The sequence below is a fragment of the Pedococcus sp. P3_C7 genome (assembly GCF_056402615.1).
In genome coordinates this window covers 25085-42105 of record NZ_JBFUHC010000011.1, presented here as the reverse complement: position 1 = coordinate 42105, position 17021 = coordinate 25085, and the positions used below count along the sequence as shown (strand labels likewise).

The window sequence follows — 17021 nt, the reverse complement described above, 5'->3', positions numbered from 1 at the left end:
CCATGACGACGACGGCCGCACCCAAGGAGCTGCTGCGGCTCAAGTCGCACACCGGACGGCTGGCCCTCACCACCACGGTGCTGGGGAGCGGAATCGCCCTGCTCGACAGCACCATCGTCAACGTCGCGCTCCCGACGATCGGACGCGACCTCGAGGCCGACCTCGCCGGCCTGCAGTGGGTCGTCAACGCCTACGCGCTGACGCTGGCCTCCTTCATCCTGCTCGGCGGCTCACTGGGCGACCGGTTCGGGCGACGAGCGATGTATGCCGTGGGCGTGGGCGGGTTCGGTGTCGCCTCGGTGCTCTGCGCCCTGTCGCCGACGGTCGAGGTGCTCATCGCGGCACGTGCCTTCCAGGGTCTGTGCGCTGCACTCCTGGTTCCCGGCAGCCTCGCGATCCTCCAGGCGTCCTTCCACCGGGACGACCGGATGGCTGCCATCGGCGCCTGGACCGGCCTGCTGGGCGTCGCCACGGCTTCGGGACCTGTCATCGGCGGCTGGCTCGTCGAGCGTGACTGGAGGTGGGCCTTCTGGCTCAACGTGCCACTGGCGGTGGTGGTCGTGGTGCTGAGCCTCAAGTTCGTGCCCGAGTCGCGAAATCCGTTGGCCAGCAAGCACGTCGACGCAACCGGGGTCGCCCTGGCCGTGGTCGGACTGGCCGGCCTCACCTATGGCCTGACGTCCCTGTCCGACGGGCTCAGCGCCTCGGCCCTGACCATCGGTGCGATCGGCGTGATCGCGCTGGGCGGGTTCGTCCGGGCTGAGCTGCACACCCACGACCCGATGGTTCCGCCCTCGCTGTTCGCCAACCGGGTGTTCACCACCATCAACCTCGTCACGCTCCTCGTCTACGCGGGACTGTCCGCCGCGCTGCTGTTCCTCGTGCTCTTCCTCCAGACCGTGGCTGGCTGGTCCGCGCTCGAGGCTGGTGCCGCGACCCTGCCCCTCAGTGTTGTCATGCTTCTTCTCGCCGGCCGCTTCGGCAGACTGGCCGCCAGGTCCAGCCCACGCCCCTACATGATCGGCGGAACCCTCGTCGCCGCAGCGGGATTCGTGCTGTTGGCCATGTCGCCGAGAGAGGCCTCCTACGTCACCAACGTCTTTCCCGGCATCACGCTGGTGGGGCTCGGCCTCGCCATGACGGTCGCCCCCCTGACCGGCACCGTGCTCGCCGCCGCGCCGGACGAGCTGGCCGGCACCGCGAGTGGCGTCAACAACGCGGTGGCGCGCACGGCCGGCCTGCTCGCCGTGGCAGCCCTTCCCCCGCTGGTCGGGTTGGGCGGCGCCGACTACGCGTCGGCCGACGCGCTCGCGCCCTCCTACCGACTCGCCATGCTGGTCTGCGCCGGGCTGCTGGTCGGCGGTGCAGCCCTGACTGCCTTCGGCCTGGCCCAGCGCGAGACGCCGTGCGCGGACGCACCCCACCTCGACGTCACGGCTCGCTAGCTGCGCGGGCCGTGCCCTACAGGTCGAGGGCGATGCGCAGCAGCCGCACCAGCCCGTAGCCGTCGCCCGCGCGGCATACCGGCACCTCGCGCTCGTGGCGGCCACGCGGTGCGGCGAACTCCTCCAACGACACGGGTATGCCGTGGGACAGCACCTGCTCGCCCGGCGTCAGCTCGCGGATGGCGATGGCTGCGACCGTGTGCGGCCGTTGCTCGGCGAAGTCGCCGTAGATCTTGGGGTCGTGCTGGCCGTCGTCACCGACGAGGACCCAGCGGATGTGGGGGAACTCGTTGGCGAGCCGGTGCAGGCAGGCCTGCTTGTGCTCCTGCCCCGACCGGAACCACCCGGTGTTGGTCGGACCCCAGTCGGTGAGGAGCAGGGGGCCCGGCGGGTAGCCGTGACGTCGAAGGAACCGGGTCAGGGTCGGCGCGGTGTTCCACGCGCCGGTGGAGACGTAGACCATCGGTGCGTTCGGGTGTCGTTCGAGCAGCTCGCGGTACATCGTCGCCATGCCGGGCACGACGTGTCGGGCGTTCTCGCTCTTCACGAAGGTGTTCCAGGCCGCGATCATCGGGCGAGGCAGGGACGTCGAGATGACCGTGTCGTCGATGTCGCTGATCAGGCCGAAGGTCTCGTCGTCGCCCACGATCATGACGGCCGCCACCACGTCCTCGGCGTCGGCCGCGCTCACCCTGACCTCGTGCCAGCCGGGCTCGAGTCCGTGGCCCTTGACCTTGGTGTCGATGTAGCCGCTGCGGTCGCTGCGGGTGTGCACAGTCTTGGCGCCGACGGTGATCGTCACGGGGACGTTCATCGCCGGTGCGGTGACGAACGCGCGCCAGCCACGGCGCTCGTCCTCGGCGGACCGGAGCTCCGCTGCGGAGGCGCCGGCGTCGGCGCGCTCACCGGGCTCGGGTCGCCGGGTCAGCAGCACCCTGCCGAGCACCCGGGCGAACTCCTGCGAGCCGTAGCCGGTGTGGGCCACGATCCGGGTCTGCCAGCCGCGGCGTCTCAGCGCCGAGTCGACCCGACGGTGCCAGGCGTCCTCGACGATGGAAGCGCGATGCGGTCTGGCCATGGACAGACCCTATGGCCTCGTGAGCACCGTCCTGAACTGGTCGACGAGTCGATCACCGGTGGCGCCGGGGCCGTCGAACTCGAAGATCTGCTCGCCACGGCTGGCGATGAGCAGTGGCCCTCCGCCGAGGTCGAAGTCCTGGGCGAGCTCGAAGTCCTCGGCGGCCAGCTCACGGGCCCGCTGGCTGGCCGCGAACAGCTCGACAGCGGGACCGTCGAGACCGAGACCCGCGCAGATCGACTCGAGGACACCCGGTGCGTCGAGCGGGCGCGACTCGACGAAGTACGCGTGCTGCACGGCACCCAGGACCGTCGAGACGGGCAGCTCGCCCGCAGCGAGGAGGGCGATGAGGCACGCGGCCGGTGCGTTGGCGGCATACCGGCCGGACTGCACGACCTCCACGTCGACGAGCGAGCAGGCGGCACTGAGCACCGCGCTGACCGAGGGCAGGTAGGCCCACGAGTCGGGATCGTAGATGTCCATGACGTAGACGAGCAGGGTCGACGGGTCGGCCGTCGACGGCAGTCCGTGTCCTGTCCATCCGGTGGTGAAGCGGCCCGGAACGCCGAGTCCGGGGAGTCGCGGCTCGTGTCCGCAGCGCAGGCCCAGCCTCGTCGACGGGCGGGGGGTGCCACAGCCGGTGAAACCGCCGCGGCAGGTGCGGGGAGCACCCTTCATCTCGCAAACCTCCTGGGGCAAGACCGCTGCCCGTGGATGCACAGTCCCGGTAAAGCAAAAAGCAACCGGGATGGCCGTGTGGCCAAACCCGGTTGCTTCAGGTGGAGCCGAGACTAGCTCACAGCGCCTCGGAACGCGAGGATCGAGCTTCGGCGACGATCTGGGAAGCCAGCACGCGCAGCTTGAGGTTCTGCTCCTGGGACTGGCGCCGGAGCAGCTCGAAGGCCACGATCTCGCTGATCGAGTGCCGGCCCATGAGCACGCCCTTGGCCTGTTCGATGACGGCGCGACTGGCCATCGCCTGCTCCATCTGCGCCGCCACCTGACGGGCGCCGGCGACCTGCACCGCAGCTGCCAGGGCATCGGCCGCGCGAGCGGCAGCCATCCGCACGAGCACCAGGTCGCTGTGGTCGAACGCGTGCCGCTCGTAGCCGTAGAGGTTCAGGGCCCCGAACCGCCGCCCCCCGGACTCCAGGGGCAGCGCGAGCAGGGACTGCACCTCGCCGGCCTCGCAGCCTGCCATGAAGGCGGGCCAGCGCTCCTCGCCCCCGGCGAAGTCGACGAGGTTCTCGCGCCCGTTCCGGAACGCGTCCAGACAGGGCCCGTCGCCGACGGCGTACTGCACGGCGTCGATCTCGAGCGTCCCGGCCGTGGTGTACGCCGCGGTGCGCGGTCGGTCCTCCATGACCACCGTGACCCCCACCGCGTCGCAGCCGTCGATGTTGGCGTTGACCGCAGCCACCAGCCGGTCGAGGTAGGGAGCGAGGTCGTCGAGACCTTCGAGTGAGCCCGCGAGCTCGGACATCAGGCGCTGGGCCGCGGCCAGGCTGCGGTCGCCGGCGTCCTGGTGGAGCGCCTCGGCCTCGCGCGCGTCCTGCTCGGTGATCCGCGTGGCGGGTGTGGTGCTCGAGAGGTCCCCGGCATTCGCACCGTCCGCACTGCTCGGGATGCTCGGGGTGTTGTCCGGAGTGAGGTCCGGGACGGAGGCCAGCTCGGCCATGGGCGCTCCTAGGCGACGTGGTGTTCACGCTCACCGTACCCGCCAGTCGGCGTTCCGGGACCACAAACTTCCGGTATGCCGGGTGGCCGCCCGAGCGCGGACGTGCGGTGACGTGGACACGCGGTTAGATGTCGGGATGGCACACGCGCGGCTCCGACCCGGGGCCCCCCGGTGAGCGAGCAGCCCTCGTCGGTCTTCCGCAAGGGCAGCCGGTCGGCGCCGGACGGATACTTCCGGTGGGAGGCGGCCGGGCTGGCCTGGCTCGCGAGCGCGCCGGGCGGGGCCGAGGTGGTCACCGTGCTCGACGTGGCCTCCGACCACCTGGACCTGCGGAAGCTGACCTTCGCCAACCCGGACCCGGCGATGGCCGAGGCGTTCGGCGCCGCCCTGGCCCGGACCCACGATGCCGGCGCCGCGGCATACGGGAGCCCTCCGGACGGCTGGGAGGGCGACGGCTTCCTCGGCCCGGCGACCGAGCTGCTGCCCCTGCCGCTGCGGCCGACCGAGACCTGGGGCGAGTTCTACGCCGAGCAGCGACTGCTCCCGATGCTGTCGATGGGGGTCGATAGGGGTATCTACCACCATTCCGATATTGCGCTCTTCGAGCGGTTGGCGCGCCGGGTGAGCCACGGGGAGTTCGACGACGGGGCGACCCCGGCCCGCATCCACGGCGACCTGTGGTCGGGCAACATCGCGTGGACCCCGAGCGGGGGAGTCCTCATCGACCCGGCGGCGCACGGTGGCCACCGCGAGACCGACCTGGCGATGCTCGCGCTGTTCGGGTGCCCGCACTGGGACTTCGTGATCGGCGGCTACCTCGAGCAGCACCGCCTCGACGCACAGTGGCCCCAGCGGGTGGCGCTGCACCAGCTGCACCCGCTGATGGTCCACGCGGTGCTCTTCGGTTCCGACTACCCGAGCCGGGCGGTCGAGCGCGCCCGCCGCTATCGCTAGGGGTCGCGCTCAGCCGTCCAGCAGCCCGCGGAGGAAGGCGGCCTGACCGACGTGCTGCTGGTCGTCGTTGACCACGCTGACCAGCCGGACCCCCAGCGTGACCGGCGGGTCCCAGCGCTCGTCGACCACCCGGCCGAGGTCGTCAGGGGTGAGCGGCCGGACGTAGTCGACCGTGACGGCGTGCACCGCGTCGAGGTAGCCGACCAGCTGGTCCGGGTCGAGGCCACGCACCCGGGCGACCTGGTCGGGGGTGTGGCCGTAGCCGGTGTCGGCCGGCACGAAGGGCAGCCCGAACCGCTCGTGCCAGCCCGCGCTCGTCCACACCTGCTCGTGGTCGGCGACCTCCGCGATGTGGTCGTCCTGGATGCGGGTCAGGTGCCAGACCAGCCACGCGATCGAGTTGGAGTTCGGCGTCGGACGCTGCGCGAGCTGTTCCGGCGACAGTCCCCTGACGGCATCCTCGGCACCCTGGCGAATCCTGGTGAAGGCGTCGACGAGCAGGTCACCGAGGGTCATGTCCGGATCCTAGGCAGATCGCTCAGGACGCGCCTCCCGGCCCGCTCGGGAGCAGCAGGGCCGAGTCGCCGAACTCGTGCCACAGGTAGCCGCCCCGCGCCGCCTCGTCGTAGGCGCGCTGGGTCAGGTCCTGCCCGGCCACGGCCTCGACGAGCAGCAGGTGCGAGGCCTGCGGGTCGTGCCACCCGGTGACCAGGCCGTTCACCACCCGGGGCGGGTCGTCGCGGGTGACCACCCGGGTCGTCCACCCAGACCTCGCAGCCACCTCGCCGTCGCCGTGGCCGCCGTGGCCGCCGCTGTCGGCCCCGTCAAGGACCGCGGACTCGAGAGCGCGGGTCACCGTCGTCCCGACCGCCACGACGCGGCCACCGGCGGCTCGAGTGGCGTTGACCAGCCGGGCCACCGTCGCGGACACCTCGAACCACTCGGGCTGTGGCGCCTCGCCCGCCTCCTGCGACGAGACCCCCGTGTGCAGCGTGACCACCGCGACGCCGATGCCGGTCGCGACCAGCCTGGTGACCAGTTCGGGGCTGAACGGCCTTGCGGCACTTGGCATCTCGGCGCCGCCCGGACGCGTGGCGAAGACCGTCTGGTAGGCCGCCAGCGGGTAGCTCCGGTCGAGATGGCCGTAGGCGATCGGCCTTCCGTACCTCACGAGGTGCTGCTCGAGCGCGCGCGGGCCGCTCACCGCTGCCCGCCAGAGCCGGTTGCCGCTGCCGGTGGGGGAGGAGTCGGCCCGCGGGTAGGGCGCCAGCAGGGTGAGTCGCCCGCCGGCCGGGAGCTCGAGCTCCTCGCCGACCTGCGCGTCCAGGACGGCGCGGGACGCATCAGGCGGGGTGCGCAGCTCGACCACCCAGGTGCCGTCGTCGAGCCTGGTCGCGGCGTGGACGACGACCGGGCCGCGACCGCCGGCCAGGGCGTCGAACTCCGCCGCGAGGGTGGCCGAGTTGTTGACCACGACCAGGTCACCGGGCGCGAGGTATGCCGGCAGGTCCCGGAAGCGTGCGTGCGCGACTCCCTGGTCGGTGGCCACGAGCATCCGCACCTCGTCCCGGGCGACGCCACGCTCCTCGGGTGGCCCGGGAGCAGTGGTGGCGTCGGGGCTGTCGACGCGGGTCAGCGGGGCGACGGACAGGCGGGTCACGCCGACGCCTCCTGGGCGAAGTCGGCGGCCCGGTACCGGCCGCTGGCCGGGCGCTCGCGAATCAGCGCTCGAATGGCCGGCACGACCGTTTCCGGGAGCGGTCGGTCGCTGATGTCCTGGCCGGGGAAGGCGGCCTGGTGCATCGCCGTCCGCATGTCCCCCGGGTCGATCGCATAGGCGGCGACCTGCGGGTTCTCGACGCCCAGCGTCAGGATGACGTGGTCCAGGGCGGCCTTCGACGCGGCATACGCACCCCATCCCTCGTAGTGCTCCACCGCGGCGTCCGAGGAGATGCCCACCAGCACCCCGCCCGAGGCGCGCAACGCCGGGAGGACGAGCTGGGTGAGGGCCAGCGGGGCTGCGACGTTGGTGAGCCAGACGTCGTCGAGGCCGTCGGGGTCGACCTCGGCCAGTGGCGGCAGTGGGGTGGGTCCGAGGGTGCTGGCGTTGTGCACCAACAGGTCCAGCCGGCCGCTCGTCGCCACCGCGGCAGCGAGCGCCTCGCGGTGCGCCGGGTCGGTCACGTCCCCGGCGACCTGGGTGATGGTTCCGGGCAGTGAGCCGACGGCCTCCTGGAGCCGGGTGGTGTCCCGGCCGTCGACGACCACGTGCCACCCGTCTGCGGCGAGGTCCCGGGTGAGGGCCAGGCCGAGCCCGGCCGAGCCACCCGTGATGAGGGCGGTGTGCATGGTGCCTCCAGTTGCGCTGTTCGGCTGATGGAGACATCATCAAAGTTAAAGTGAACTTGAAGTCAAGCCCCGATCCGAGGAGGAGTGGAGGGCGTGGACACGACCGACGTGCTGACCGTCTCCGAGGTCGCCGAGCGCAGTGGGTTCGCGGCCTCGGCGCTGCGCTACTACGAGCGCGAGGGGCTGATCGAGGCGTCCCGCACGTCGGGCGGCCAGCGACGGTACGCCCGCAGCGTGCTGCGCCGGCTGGCCTTCATCCGGGCTGCGGGCAATGTCGGGCTGACCCTCGACGAGATCCGACGCGAGCTGTCGAACCTGCCCGCCAACCGCACGCCCACGAAGTCCGACTGGCACCGCATCTCGGCCCACTGGAGGACGAGGCTTGACGAGCAGGTCGCGGCCCTGGAGGCGTTGCGCGACAAGCTCGACTCGTGCATCGGGTGCGGCTGCCTCTCGCTGCGGCAGTGCGGCATCTCGAACCCCTCCGACTACGCCGCCTCCACCCCCGACGCTCCCGGGGCCGCCTACCTGCCGCCGCTCCTGCGGCGACCCCCGCGCTGACGGCGGAGAGGCGTTCATGACCCTCACCCTGCTCAGCTACAACATCCACAGCGGGGTCGGCCTCGACGGCGTGCTGGACCTGCGCCGGATCGCTGACGTCATCGCGGCCACCGACGCCGACCTCGTGGGGCTTCAGGAGGTGGACCGGCACCGCCGGGCACAGAGCCGGTTCGAGGACCAGCCGGGTCTGCTCGCCCAGCTCCTGGGCTGGCACCTCGCGTATGCCGCGAACCTCGACGCCGAGCCCGCCCACCCCGGATCACCGCGAGCCCAGTACGGCACTGCCCTGCTGAGTCGCCTGCCGCTGGAGTCCGTGACCAACACCCTGCTGCCGTGCTTCCCCGGCAGTGAGCAGCGCGGCATGCTCGAGGCCACCGTCCTCGTGGACGGCACCGCCCTGCGGGTCCTCGGCACCCACCTGCAGTGGGACAGCGAGACCGAGCGGACCCGGCAGGCGGAAGCGATCGTCGCCACCCTCGACGAACGCCCGACCGTCCTCCTCGGCGACCTCAACACGACACCCGGCTCCCCGGCACACAGCTGCCTCGCCGGGCGGCTCGAGGATGCCTGGACCGTCGCGGGTGACGGCGACGGGCACACCTTCGAGGCCGAACCTCCGCCACGTCGCATCGACTACGTCTGGGTGGGCGGGGGTGTGCGCCCCCTGTCGGCGCAGGTGGTGCGCTCGGATGCCTCGGACCACCACGCCCTTCGCGTCGAGGTCGCCCTGCCCGGCTGAGGGTCGCTGCCCGGCTGAGCACCCCAAGTCAGTCCCAAGTGGCGCACAAGCAGGTGAGCCGACGCTGGTCCCGACCAGTTCACCTCTGCCTTCGAAGGACGACCCACCATGACCCGCTTGCTCTACCGACTCGGCCGCGGCGCCGCTGCCCACCCGCGGCGGACGCTCTCCGCCTGGCTGCTCATCGCCCTCGTGGTCGCCGGTCTCGCCGCGACCCTCGGCGGCACACCCCAGGACGACTACGACGTCCCGGGCGCACGCTCCCAGGTCGGCATCGACCAGCTGCGCGCCCACCTTCCCGGCGCCGGCGGCACCGCCGCCCGCGTGGTGGTGCACGACCGCTCCGGCGACCGGCCCACCGACGGGACCCTGTCCGGCCTCTCGAGCCGGTTGGAGCAGATGCCGCACGTCGTGCAGGTGTTCCCCGCACAGCGTTCGGCCGACGGCGACACGGCAGTCGTCAACGTCAGCTACGACGCCCCTGTCACCGACCCCGACCTCATGGGCCACCTCGAGCCGCTGGACGCCGCCGTCGCACCACTGCGCGCCGCGGGTCTGCAGGTCGAGCTCGGGGGAGAGCTGCCCGAGAGCGCGGCCGCCCCGATGGAGGGTCGTGGCGAGATCATCGGCATCGTCGCAGCGCTCGTCATCCTCGTCTTCGCCTTCGGGTCCGTGGTCAGTGCCGGCCTGCCGATCGCCACCGCACTCGTCGGACTCGGTGTCGGCACCGCTGGCGTCACCCTGCTCGCCGCCGTCATGGACGTCAGCACGGCCGCCCCGATGGTCGCGACCATGGTCGGACTCGGCGTCGGCATCGACTACGCGTTGCTACTCGTCACGCGCCACGCCGAGTACCTCGCGCAGGGCTTCAGCGTGACCGAGTCCGCCGGGCGCGCCGCCGCGACAGCCGGTCGGTCGGTGGTCTTCGCGGCCAGCACGGTGCTCGTCTCGCTGATGGGCCTGCGGCTCGCCGGGCTGCCCGTCTACAGCTCCTTCGGCTTCGCGACCGCCATCGCCGTGCTGTGCGTGATGGCCGCCTCGCTCACCCTCGTGCCGGTGCTGTGCCGCTTCGCCGGCCGTCGGCTGCTGCCCCGCACGGTCCGGCGCGGAGGCGCCACCCGGCGTGGCCGCGCGGCACGGGCCAAGGGCGCCCCAGCCCGTATGCCGTTCACGGCACGGTGGGCGGTCAAGGTCGCCAGGCGTCCGCTGCTGTGGGCGATGGCCGCCGCGATCGTCATGCTCACCCTGGCCGTTCCGGCCCTCGAGATGCGGACCTGGCCGCAGGACCCGAGCAGCCAGTCCACGGAGCTCACGACCCGTCGGGCCTACGACCTCGTCAGTGCCGAGTTCGGGCCCGGGAGCAACGGGCCGCTCACCGTCGTGGTCGACCGCTCCAGGCTCGGGGACGCCGCTGTGGCTTCGCTGGCCCGAGCCCTCGAGGAGCGCTCCGACATCGTCGACGTGACGCCTGCGGTCACGTCGCCCGACTCGGCCATCAGCGTGTTCGACGCGATCCCCGCCTATGGGCCGACCGACGAGCGCACTGGTGCCCTCGTGCGCAGTGTGCGCGCCCAGCTGCCTGCCGGCGCTGAGCTGACGGGGGGCACGGCGTTCTTCGCCGACATCGCCCAGATGCTCGCCGGACGCCTGTGGGTCGTCATCGCCTTCGTCGTCGCCGTCTCGGTCCTCCTGCTGGCGCTGGTCTTCCGCTCGGTCGTGATCCCGCTCAAGGCGGCAGTCATGAACCTGCTGAGCATCGGTGCCGCCTATGGCGTCCTGACGGCCGTGTTCCAGTGGGGCTGGGCCACCGACCTGCTCGGCCTCGACCACCCCATGGCCGTGTCGAGCTGGGTGCCGATCCTGATGTTCGCCATCCTCTTCGGCCTCTCCATGGACTACGAGGTGTTCCTGCTCTCCCGGATCCGCGAGGACTGGGCACGCACGGGCGACTCGCACGGCAGCGTCGTGCGGGGGCTGTCCGCCACCGGGCGGGTGATCTCGAGTGCGGCGGCCATCATGGTCGCGGTCTTCCTCGGCTTCGCCAGCGAGGTGGACGTCGTGGTCAAGCAGCTCGGCATCGGCATGGCAGCCGCGATCCTGCTCGACGCGACGGTCGTCCGGATGGTCCTGGTGCCGGCCACCATGTCGCTCCTGGGCGACTGGAACTGGTGGGTCCCCCGGTGGCTCGACCGCCTCCTGCCGCACGTGCGAGCAGAGGTCACGGACGAGGACCTCGACCTCGAGCCGGCCCCTCTGACCACGGCGCCCGCGGTGACCCGCGGCGGCGCGCCGGGCAACCCGGCATCCCTGCCCGTGGCTGTGGGGGTGAGCGGCACCGAGGACGTGGGCCTCTCGGACGAGGACCTCTGGGACGACGAGCTCGAAACCGTCACCAGCCGCTGACCGCGCCTGACCACCTGACCCAGAACCGTTGACCTGAGAGGAAACCTGTCATGACCACCACCACTGCACCCACCTGGCCGGAACAGCTCACCTTCCCCGGACAGACGGCCGCCCACCCGGGACCGGTCGACATGACGATGATGTACGTCATGCACCACGGGTTCCGCCGGGACCTGGCGGCCTTCGCCACGGCGGCCGCGGCCACCCCCACGGAGGCGCGGTCGACCTGGCGAGCGCTGGCGGCGCGCTGGGAGCTGTTCGCCGAGGTGCTCCACCACCACCACGCGGGTGAGGACGCCGGTCTCTGGCCGGCCCTCCTCGAGCGCGCCGACGAGGCGGACCGCCAGGTCCTGGAGGCCATGGAGGCGGAGCACGCGGAGATCGACCCGATCCTGACAGCGTGCGCCGCCGGCTTCGAACGGCTCGCGCACCAGGCCGACGAGGACGCCCGGGCGGCCCTGGCCGTGCGGCTGTGCGCGGCCCGGGAGAGCCTCGGACGGCACCTGCGGCACGAGGAGACCGAGGCCATCGCGATCATCCAGCGGGTGCTCACCCACGAGGACTGGGAGCAGCTCGAGGAGGAGCACTTCAGGGCCGGGGTCACGTTCGCCCAGGTGCTCGCCCTGGTGCCCTGGGCCGCCCACGACGTGCCGGGACCGTTGCGGCGTCAGGTGTTCGCGAAGACCGGTCGGCCCAACCACATCCTGTGGCTGCTCACCCGCCGGGCCTTCGAGCGGCGCGAGGCCATCGCCTTCCGCTATGTCGACTAAGCAGTCTGGGCGTCAGAAGGAGTAGCGCTCCCGCTGGTCACGCAGCCACTGCGCGGCCAGCGGGATCTGCCATTCCTCGCACAGCTCGAGCGCGCGATCGGCGTGGCTGGCGGCCAGGTCCGCCTCGCCGACCGCGGCCGCCGCCTGGGCGAGGTAGGCGTCGACGGGCCCCATCGCGTTGCCCGATCCGGCGCAGCACGAGTAGCCGGCGTACGCCGCCAGCCGGTCGTAGGCAGCCGACGCCATCGCGTGGTCGTCAAGGCCGAGGGACGCCTCGGCCGCGGCACACCAGTTGAGCATCGAGAACCAGTCGTCGTCGTCGACGCGCACGGCGTGGGTGGCGGCAAACTCCCTGGCACGGTCGAGCTCACCGGCCCGCAGCCAGAACACGAGCATCGTCGAGGTCACCGGCAGCACACTGTGCTCCACGAACTGCTCGAGCACCGGGGCCACCTCGAGGGATCGGCCCTGCCACAGCCGCAGCGACATGAGGGCGCCGGCCGTGGCGTCCTCGGTCTGCGACAGCGTCATCTCCTGGTCCAGCCGGACGATGTCGTCCATCCTCTCGACGCACTCGTCGAACCGCCCCGCCATCGCCAGCCACGGCAGCTCCAGGCTGTCCAGCACGATGAGCCCGTACGGCAGCCGCAGCCGCTGGGCCCAGTCGCGCGCCACCACCGCGTGCTCCCACATCTCCTCGACCAGCCCGAGTTCCCCGGCCACCACGGCCCGCAGCGTCGTGGTGACGACGTACGCGCGTTCGTTGCCGAGCCGGTGGGCCAGCTCCATCCCCTCGGTGACGAGGTCTCGGCGCAGCGGTGCGGTGGACGTCCGCCAGACGGCGACGTAGGAGAGCTGGCAGGCGTCGAGCAGCAGGTCGTCGTCGCCGATCCGCCGGGCCATGGCCAGACCCTCCTCGACGAGCGCCATCCGCTCCTCGAAGGTCGAGCCGTAGTAGATCTCGAGGGCAAGGCCGAGCATCACCCGGCAGCGCAGCCCGCCATCGGCGGGAGGCAGCCCCGCCAGCGCACGACGCAGCGCCTCGACGACCACCGCGTTGACGGTGCCGTGGGGTCCCGACTGCCACAGCGCCCCCACGGAGGTCACCGTGGCGGCCCGACCGAGGAGCTCGACGTCCGCCAGCTCGTCCGCGACGGCGATGGCCGCCTCCGCTGTCGCCACCAGCCCCTCCCAGTCGCCCGACCAGCGCTGGGCGTCCGCGAGGTCCATCAGCACGTCGTACCGCTCGCGTGCGGTGGAGTCGGGGTCCTGCGGCAGGGTGTCGAGGGCCGACTGGAGCAGGTCTGCGGACTCCTCGTAGGCGTGCAGCCGCCGCGCCAGGGCCGCTGCGCCGACGGCTGCGAGCCAGGCACGCGACGCGTGGGCCGGCCCGGCTGCCAGCCAGTGTCGCGCGACCTCGGTCTCTCGCCCGGGCCCGCCGGCCAGCGACTCCGCGACCCGGGCGTGGGCTCTCGCGCGACGGGCAGCGGGGATGGCTGCGTAGATCGTGTCGCGCACCAGCGCGTGACCGAACAGGTAACGGTCGATGCCGTCCTCACGGAGGAGCCCCGCCTCGAGCGCGGGGTCGAGCTGGTCGAGCAGGTCCTCCTCGTCGAGGCGCGAGACCGCGGAAAGGGTGGCGAGGTCGAACTGCCGGCCGACCAGCGCCGCCCACCGCAGGGCCGACACGCTCTCCTCGGGCAGCCGTTTGAGCCGCCGGGCGAGCACGTCGTGCACCGCGGCCGGGGGGTTGGCTTCGGCCAGCAGGGCGGACAGGTCGCCGCCCTCGCGCGCCAGCCGGGCGTACTCCACGAGGAAGAACGGGTTGCCGTCGGTCCGCTTCCTCAGCGACGCGGCCTCGTCAGGGGAAGGCGTCGACTCGCTCACGGCCTCGACGACGCGCGAGGCCTCACCCGCCGTGAGCCCGTGCAGGTCGATCCGCACCGCGTGGCGACGGGCGAACATCTCCACCGCGTCGAGGAGCGCGTCAGTGGGTTCGGGGTGGCTGCGCCACGTGCCCACCACGAGCAGCCGGCCGTCCTGCACTGTCTCTCCGAGCAACCGCAGCACGCGCAGCGACGCGACGTCGGCCCAGTGCAGGTCGTCGAGCAGCACGACGACGGTGCGACCGGTCGCGGCCTCGGCCACCGCGCCCGCGATGGCCTCCCACGTGCGGAACCTGCCCCCACCGTCCTCGTCCTGGTCGGTCATCTCGGGCAGCTCACGCCCGAGCCCGCGCAGCACCTGCTGCCACGGCCACAGCGGGGGCGCCCCGTCGTCCTGCGAGCACCGTCCGAGCAACACGGTCGCACCGCGTTCGTTGGCCACGCGGGCCAGCTCGCCCGCAAGGCGGCTCTTGCCGATGCCCGGCTCCCCGACCAGCGCGGCGAGGGCCACCGTGCCCGACTGGGCCTGGTCCAGCGCGCCGACCAGCTCCGCCAGCTGCGGTGACCGCCCGACGAGGGGCCAGGGCGGAAGCGTCGGGACGAACGACTGGATCCGGGTCGGCCCGCCTCCGCCCACGGACTCGGTGCCGCCGGTCGCCACGTCGGGTGTCCAGGACGCCGGCTGCCCCGCAGGCGACGCCGGCTGCCAGTCCAGGGCGGGGTCCTGCCGAAGCACCGCCGCCTGCAGGTCGCGCAGCTCCTGCCCCGGTTCGAGGCCGAGCTCCTCGGCGAGGACCTCGCGGACCTCGCGCAAGGCGTCCAGGGCCTCGGCCTGACGGCCCGCCCGGGTCAGGGCCAGCGCGCGCAGCCCCCAAAGTCGTTCGCGCAGTGGGTATGCCGTCGTGAGGGCCTCGAGCTCGCCGGCGACAGTAGCGTGTTGCCCGAGCTCCAGGGCGGCGACTGCCCGGTCCTCGAGGGCGACGACGCGCAGCTCCTCGAGCCGGGCGCGCTCGGCCACCGCGAAGGGTGCGTCCTCGAGCTCGAGGTAGGGCGTGCCGCGCCAGAGGGCGAGAGCCCGGTCGAGGTCGGCGACGATCGAGCTCAGCTCCTCGGTGGTGAGCCCACTGGCATCGTGCAGGCGCGCCAGCTGGCCGATCCGACGGTGGGCGCGGCTCACGGCGCGGTCGAACGAGGCGGCGTCGAGGTCGTCCTCGCCCACCCGCAGCGCATATCCCGGCGCCACCGTCACCAGGACCGTCGACGGTGCCCGGGCCGCGCGCCCCGGCTCGAGCGTCCGGCGCAGGCCGGCGATGTAGGCCTGCAGGGTGCCGGTCACCCCGGGTGGCGCACCGTCCGCCCACAGCATGTCGACGAGGGCGTCCACCGACACCGGGCGCCCGTGGTTCATGGCGAGCGCGGCCACCAGGGCGCGCTGCTTGCGCGTGCCGAGATCGACCGGCGCGTCGCCGAGATGGGCCTGCACGGCGCCGAGGACACCCACTCTCATTCGCCCGAGAGTACGCGCGGGGCGCGCCGTGACGCTCGTGCTTTCAGGCGATATCGGCGACGCCGACCCATCACGCCGAGAGGCGGTATGCCGCGTGGTGACCACGCGGCATACCGGTCCCCCTCTGTCCCCCGTCCCCGGTCCCCGTCAGGACTCTCTCTGCCCACCCTCAGTCGGTGACGCGACCGTTCTCGACGAGCCGCGGGATGCGGTGGTTGCCCACGAACAGTCCGTGCGGGTCGACGGCCGAACGAATCCCCTTGAGCTGCAACCAGGTCCGCTCCGTGTAGGCAGTGCGCGGGTCGACGTCGGTCTCGGCGAAGTTGAGGTAGCTGCGGCCGTTGGACCAGGGCGACAGCACCTTGGTCAGCCGGTGGGCGTCCTGCTGACCCTGGGCAGCCATCTCCGGTGTCATCGCCATGGCACCCGCGAAGGTGACGAACTGCCCGTCGAGCCTGGACAGCGCACCGCCGCCCTCGTGGGTCCGGCCGAGCGCTCCTCCGAGCTGACGCAGCTCGGCCATCAGGAGCGAGGACGACGTGCCCGGCCCCACCTCGGACAGGAAGGCGTCGATCGCCTCGTCCGGGAGGGAACCCAGCATCGCCGAGTCGGACACCACCGGCGTCGGCCCCTCGGGGTCCATGTGCAACCGCACCAGGGACTTCGCCGGCACCCGCCCGAACGTGTCGATCTCGGGGGAGAGGGCCCGCAGGTCGGCGATCGCGGCCTGGCCGGCCTCGTCCGAGCCGAGCACGGCACCGTCGATGACGACGACCGAGCGGCCGCGCAGCATCTCGGGGATGTCCGGGATGGGCGGGAGGTTGAGGACGCGGAAGGACGTGGTGACGTCGTCGGGCGCGCCCGGAGCCCACTGGGCCCACCGGCGCAGCACGGGGTCCGCGAGCTCCCGGTCCCAGATGAGCATCCCCGCATAGGCGCTCTCGATGGCGTAGAGCCGGAACTCCAGGGCGGTGACGACGCCGAAGCTGCCGCCTCCGCCACGCAGTGCCCAGAAGAGCTCGGCGTTGCGGTGCACATCGGCCCGGACGTGCTCACCGTCGGCCATCACCAGCTCGACGGCGGTCAGGCTGTTGGTGGCCAGGCCCAGACGTCGGGCGTACCAACCGATGCCCCCGCCCAGGGAGTAGCCGGCGATGCCGACGTCGGGGGAGCTGCCGTGCAGGGCAGCCAGGCCGTGGTCGCCGGCGGGCTCGGTGGCGTGCATCCAGAGGGCGCCGCCCTCGACGCGGGCGATCCGGCGCACCGGATCGATGCTCACGCCGGTCATCGCCGACGTGCGCAGGACGACGACGTCGTCCAGGCCCTGGGCGACGAGGGGTCCCGCGTTGTGTCCGGTGCTCTGCGGGGCGACCCGCAGGTCGGCGGCGGCGGCCGCGCGGACCACCTCTTGCACCTGGGCGACCGTGGTCGGTTGCGCCACGGCCGCCGGCCGCTGGTCGAGGGCCGCGTTCCACGGCAGGCGTGCCGCGTCGTACCCGGGGTCGCCGGGCAGGTGAACCGCACCGTCGCACAGGCCGCGCAGTGCCTCGGCGCGGCGGGTTGAGGTGGTGAGGTCGATGGTCATGGGTGACTCCTTGTTCCGCAGGTCAGAAGGTGTGCGGAACACGGTGCCCCCACCCACTTGGGCGGC

General features: G+C 72.5%; 14 protein-coding genes. 6 read left to right on the top strand and 8 right to left on the bottom strand.

Annotation, left to right across the window (positions count from 1 at the left end; translation table 11 throughout):
- The first annotated feature begins 2 nt into the window (after positions 1-2).
- The gene (locus tag AC1DS4_RS16230) at positions 3-1445 is read left to right on the top strand and encodes an MFS transporter (RefSeq protein ID WP_477624587.1); all 1443 of its coding nucleotides are present in this window, start codon (positions 3-5) and stop codon (positions 1443-1445) included.
- 16 nt (positions 1446-1461) lie between these two features.
- Here AC1DS4_RS16230 and AC1DS4_RS16225 read toward each other — a convergent pair whose 3' ends face one another.
- The 3 genes from AC1DS4_RS16225 to AC1DS4_RS16215 form a co-directional block, all read right to left on the bottom strand.
- Positions 1462-2523, bottom strand: a complete 1062-nt coding sequence (locus AC1DS4_RS16225) for an App1 family protein (protein ID WP_477614282.1) — start codon at positions 2521-2523, stop codon at positions 1462-1464.
- 9 nt (positions 2524-2532) lie between these two features.
- A complete protein-coding gene (locus AC1DS4_RS16220) occupies positions 2533-3201 on the bottom strand; it encodes a DsbA family protein (RefSeq protein ID WP_477632888.1) in 669 nt (222 codons plus the stop codon).
- Positions 3202-3319: 118 nt separating this feature from the next.
- Entirely contained in the window at positions 3320-4201 is an 882-nt protein-coding gene (locus AC1DS4_RS16215) for a GAF and ANTAR domain-containing protein (protein WP_477632887.1), read from the bottom strand.
- Positions 4202-4372: 171 nt separating this feature from the next.
- On the opposite strand from AC1DS4_RS16215, the gene AC1DS4_RS16210 reads away from it, so the two are divergent.
- Positions 4373-5155 (top strand): fructosamine kinase family protein, encoded by a 783-nt coding sequence (locus tag AC1DS4_RS16210; protein WP_477632886.1) that lies wholly within the window; start codon positions 4373-4375, stop codon positions 5153-5155.
- 9 nt (positions 5156-5164) lie between these two features.
- Here AC1DS4_RS16210 and AC1DS4_RS16205 read toward each other — a convergent pair whose 3' ends face one another.
- The 3 genes from AC1DS4_RS16205 to AC1DS4_RS16195 are packed head-to-tail and all read right to left on the bottom strand — an operon-like array spanning position 5165 to position 7504.
- Entirely contained in the window at positions 5165-5671 is a 507-nt protein-coding gene (locus tag AC1DS4_RS16205; RefSeq protein ID WP_477614278.1) for a mycothiol transferase, read from the bottom strand.
- 22 nt (positions 5672-5693) lie between these two features.
- A complete protein-coding gene (locus AC1DS4_RS16200; protein ID WP_477632885.1) occupies positions 5694-6815 on the bottom strand; it encodes an S-adenosylmethionine:tRNA ribosyltransferase-isomerase in 1122 nt (373 codons plus the stop codon).
- Complete coding sequence (locus AC1DS4_RS16195; protein ID WP_477614276.1) at positions 6812-7504, bottom strand: SDR family NAD(P)-dependent oxidoreductase; 693 nt, start codon at positions 7502-7504, stop codon at positions 6812-6814. The genes AC1DS4_RS16200 and AC1DS4_RS16195 overlap by 4 nt, the downstream gene beginning before the upstream one ends.
- Before the next feature lie 93 nt (positions 7505-7597).
- Here AC1DS4_RS16195 and soxR point away from each other — a divergent pair, with 93 nt between their 5' ends.
- The 4 genes from soxR (at position 7598) to AC1DS4_RS16175 (ending at position 11977) form a co-directional block, all read left to right on the top strand.
- Complete coding sequence (gene soxR / locus AC1DS4_RS16190; protein ID WP_477614275.1) at positions 7598-8065, top strand: redox-sensitive transcriptional activator SoxR; 468 nt, start codon at positions 7598-7600, stop codon at positions 8063-8065.
- 16 nt (positions 8066-8081) lie between these two features.
- Positions 8082-8804, top strand: coding sequence for an endonuclease/exonuclease/phosphatase family protein (locus AC1DS4_RS16185; RefSeq protein WP_477632884.1), 723 nt, complete (start codon positions 8082-8084; stop codon positions 8802-8804).
- A 108-nt stretch (positions 8805-8912) separates the two neighbouring features.
- Positions 8913-11207 carry an MMPL family transporter gene (locus AC1DS4_RS16180; RefSeq protein ID WP_477632883.1) on the top strand — a complete coding sequence of 765 codons (2295 nt, stop codon included), beginning with the start codon at positions 8913-8915 and terminating at the stop codon, positions 11205-11207.
- A 50-nt stretch (positions 11208-11257) separates the two neighbouring features.
- Positions 11258-11977 carry a hemerythrin domain-containing protein gene (locus tag AC1DS4_RS16175; RefSeq protein WP_477614272.1) on the top strand — a complete coding sequence of 240 codons (720 nt, stop codon included), beginning with the start codon at positions 11258-11260 and terminating at the stop codon, positions 11975-11977.
- Between the two features lie 12 nt (positions 11978-11989).
- On the opposite strand, the gene AC1DS4_RS16170 is transcribed toward AC1DS4_RS16175, so the two are convergent.
- Both AC1DS4_RS16170 and AC1DS4_RS16165 read right to left on the bottom strand, forming a co-directional pair.
- The gene (locus AC1DS4_RS16170) at positions 11990-15370 is read right to left on the bottom strand and encodes a BTAD domain-containing putative transcriptional regulator (protein WP_477632882.1); all 3381 of its coding nucleotides are present in this window, start codon (positions 15368-15370) and stop codon (positions 11990-11992) included.
- A 169-nt stretch (positions 15371-15539) separates the two neighbouring features.
- Entirely contained in the window at positions 15540-16955 is a 1416-nt protein-coding gene (locus AC1DS4_RS16165) for an FAD-binding oxidoreductase (protein WP_477614270.1), read from the bottom strand.
- Between the last annotated feature and the right edge of the window lie 66 nt (positions 16956-17021).

Bases quoted from the DNA above. Each gene is read 5' to 3' on its own strand.
- AC1DS4_RS16165 (WP_477614270.1), bottom strand. From the start codon at position 16,955: ATGACCATCGACCTCACCACCTCAACCCGCCGCGCCGAGGCACTGCGC.
- AC1DS4_RS16185 (WP_477632884.1), top strand. From the start codon at position 8,082: ATGACCCTCACCCTGCTCAGCTACAACATCCACAGCGGGGTCGGCCTC.
- AC1DS4_RS16195 (WP_477614276.1), bottom strand. From the start codon at position 7,504: ATGCACACCGCCCTCATCACGGGTGGCTCGGCCGGGCTCGGCCTGGCC.
- AC1DS4_RS16220 (WP_477632888.1), bottom strand. From the start codon at position 3,201: ATGAAGGGTGCTCCCCGCACCTGCCGCGGCGGTTTCACCGGCTGTGGC.
- AC1DS4_RS16215 (WP_477632887.1), bottom strand. From the start codon at position 4,201: ATGGCCGAGCTGGCCTCCGTCCCGGACCTCACTCCGGACAACACCCCG.
- AC1DS4_RS16230 (WP_477624587.1), top strand. From the start codon at position 3: ATGACGACGACGGCCGCACCCAAGGAGCTGCTGCGGCTCAAGTCGCAC.
- AC1DS4_RS16205 (WP_477614278.1), bottom strand. From the start codon at position 5,671: ATGACCCTCGGTGACCTGCTCGTCGACGCCTTCACCAGGATTCGCCAG.
- AC1DS4_RS16175 (WP_477614272.1), top strand. From the start codon at position 11,258: ATGACCACCACCACTGCACCCACCTGGCCGGAACAGCTCACCTTCCCC.
- AC1DS4_RS16170 (WP_477632882.1), bottom strand. From the start codon at position 15,370: ATGAGAGTGGGTGTCCTCGGCGCCGTGCAGGCCCATCTCGGCGACGCG.
- AC1DS4_RS16225 (WP_477614282.1), bottom strand. From the start codon at position 2,523: ATGGCCAGACCGCATCGCGCTTCCATCGTCGAGGACGCCTGGCACCGT.
- AC1DS4_RS16180 (WP_477632883.1), top strand. From the start codon at position 8,913: ATGACCCGCTTGCTCTACCGACTCGGCCGCGGCGCCGCTGCCCACCCG.